General features: G+C 67.7%; 2 protein-coding genes. Both read left to right on the plus strand.

All coding sequences use genetic code 11. The features are described 5' to 3' along the window. The first annotated feature begins 192 nt into the window (after positions 1-192). On the plus strand, positions 193-483 hold the full coding sequence (rpsO, locus tag ACWGH4_RS33565) for a 30S ribosomal protein S15 (protein ID WP_356629631.1): 291 nt from the start codon (positions 193-195) through the stop codon (positions 481-483). Positions 484-757: 274 nt separating this feature from the next. Then, positions 758-2,974 carry a polyribonucleotide nucleotidyltransferase gene (locus tag ACWGH4_RS33570; protein WP_307708593.1) on the plus strand — a complete coding sequence of 739 codons (2,217 nt, stop codon included), beginning with the start codon at positions 758-760 and terminating at the stop codon, positions 2,972-2,974. The last annotated feature ends 40 nt before the right edge of the window (positions 2,975-3,014 follow it).

Consider the following 3,014-nt stretch of genomic DNA (forward strand, 5'->3'; position numbering starts at 1 on the left):
GGCCGGTACCGGGCCGGGCGGGCTCCGGCAGGCTGGTACGCTGTGTAACGGCCGATTGTGTACGCGATCCCCGGAGTCCTGCGGATTCCGGAGTGCAGCGCCTGTCGGACCTCCGCCTCCGAGTCACGGAAGCTCCCCTGAGACAGAGACCAGGGGCACTCGCGGGCGCATCGAAACCATGAGGAGTACCGAGTGTCTCTCGACGCCGCTACGAAGAAGCAGATCATCACCGAGTTCGGCACCAAGGAGGGCGACACCGGCTCCCCCGAGGTCCAGGTTGCGATGCTCTCCCGCCGCATCTCGGACCTGACCGAGCACCTCAAGACGCACAAGCACGACCACCACTCCCGTCGTGGTCTGCTGATCCTGGTCGGCCAGCGCCGCCGCCTGCTGCAGTACCTGGCCAAGAAGGACATCCAGCGTTTCCGTACGCTGGTGGACCGGCTCGGTATCCGCCGCGGTGCTGCCGGCGGTGCCAAGTAAGACGCCGTGAAGGGAGCGGTTCCCACTCTTAGGGGGCCGCTCCCTTTGCTGTACGTGCGCGATGTACCGGACGACAATTAGTCTGGTCGCACAACGACACACCGAACGCGCGAGAAGCCGCCTCCTCGCCGCCGGTCCTCGGTAGTGGCCCCCGGACAGAACACCCCGGGTGCTTCGATCGAAGACCGGCCCGCACACAGGGCGCGCTTCTCCGCCACGGTCCCCGAGCCACACGGGCACGGGGACGAAAAGACGAATGTAGGAGAAACCGCTGGTGGAGAACGAGACCCACTACGCCGAGGCCGTCATCGACAACGGCGCCTTCGGTACCCGCACCATCCGCTTCGAGACGGGCCGCCTGGCCAAGCAGGCCGCCGGTTCCGCCGTGGCGTACCTGGACGACGACACCATGGTGCTGTCGGCCACCACCGCTTCGAAGAAGCCCAAGGACCAGCTCGACTTCTTCCCCCTCACGGTGGACGTCGAGGAGCGGATGTACGCAGCCGGCAAGATCCCCGGCTCCTTCTTCCGCCGTGAGGGCCGGCCCTCCGAGGACGCGATCCTCACCTGCCGCCTGATCGACCGCCCGCTGCGCCCCTCCTTCAAGAAGGGCCTGCGCAACGAGATCCAGATCGTCGAGACGATCATGGCTCTCAACCCCGACCACCTGTACGACGTGGTCGCCATCAACGCCGCCTCCTGCTCCACGCAGCTGGCCGGCCTGCCGTTCTCCGGCCCGATCGGCGGCACCCGTGTCGCTCTGATCAAGGGCCAGTGGGTCGCGTTCCCGACGCACACCGAGCTCGAGGACGCCGTCTTCGACATGGTGGTCGCCGGCCGCGTCCTCGAGGACGGCGACGTCGCGATCATGATGGTCGAGGCCGAGGCCACCGAGAAGACGATCGAGCTCGTCAAGGGCGGCGCCGAGGCGCCGACCGAGGAGGTCGTCGCCGCAGGTCTCGAGGCCGCGAAGCCCTTCATCAAGGTCCTCTGCAAGGCGCAGTCGGACCTCGCCGCCAAGGCTGCCAAGCCCACCGGCGAGTTCCCGGTCTTCCTCGACTACCAGGACGACGTCCTGGAGGCGCTGACCGCCGCCGTCAAGAGCGAGCTCGCCCAGGCGCTGACCATCGCCGGCAAGCAGGAGCGCGAGACCGAGCTCGACCGCATCAAGGAGCTCGCCGCCGAGAAGCTCCTCCCGGCCTTCGAGGGCCGCGAGAAGGAGATCTCGGGCGCCTACCGCGCGCTGACCAAGAAGCTGGTCCGCGAGCGGATCATCAAGGACAAGGTCCGCATCGACGGCCGTGGCATCACGGACATCCGTACGCTCGCGGCCGAGGTCGAGGCCATCCCGCGCGTGCACGGTTCCGCGCTGTTCGAGCGTGGCGAGACCCAGATCCTGGGCGTCACCACCCTGAACATGCTCCGCATGGAGCAGCAGCTGGACACCCTCTCCCCGGTGACCCGCAAGCGCTACATGCACAACTACAACTTCCCGCCGTACTCCGTCGGTGAGACCGGCCGCGTGGGCTCGCCCAAGCGCCGCGAGATCGGCCACGGAGCGCTCGCCGAGCGCGCCATCGTGCCGGTGCTGCCGACGCGCGAGGAGTTCCCCTACGCGATCCGCCAGGTCTCCGAGGCGCTGGGCTCCAACGGCTCGACGTCCATGGGCTCGGTCTGCGCCTCCACCATGTCGCTGCTGAACGCCGGTGTGCCGCTCAAGGCCCCCGTCGCCGGTATCGCCATGGGCCTGATCTCTGAGCAGATCGACGGCGAGACGCACTACGTCGCCCTCACCGACATCCTCGGTGCGGAGGACGCCTTCGGTGACATGGACTTCAAGGTCGCCGGCACCAAGACCTTCGTCACCGCGCTTCAGCTCGACACCAAGCTCGACGGCATCCCCGCCTCGGTCCTGGCCGCCGCGCTGAAGCAGGCCCGTGACGCGCGTCTGCACATCCTTGACGTGATGAACGAGGCGATCGACGTTCCGGACGAGATGTCCCCGAACGCGCCGCGCATCATCACCGTCAAGATCCCGGTGGACAAGATCGGTGAGGTCATCGGCCCCAAGGGCAAGATGATCAACCAGATCCAGGAGGACACCGGCGCCGACATCACGATCGAGGACGACGGCACCATCTACATCGGTGCCGCCGACGGTCCGGCCGCCGAGGCCGCCCGCGCCACGATCAACGGCATCGCCAACCCGACCATGCCGGAGGTCGGCGAGCGTTACCTGGGCACCGTCGTGAAGACGACGACCTTCGGTGCGTTCGTGTCCCTGCTCCCGGGCAAGGACGGCCTGCTGCACATCTCGCAGATCCGCAAGCTCGCCGGCGGCAAGCGCGTGGAGAACGTCGAGGACGTGCTCGCCGTGGGCTCCAAGGTCCAGGTCGAGATCGCCGAGATCGACTCGCGCGGCAAGCTCTCCCTCATCCCCGTGGTCGAGGGCGAAGAGGGCGACGAGACGAAGGACGACGCTGCCAAGTGACGTCCCGTAGTTCACAGGCGACGGCCCGCACCTCCTCGGA

Source organism: Streptomyces sp. NPDC054847, assembly GCF_053610925.1.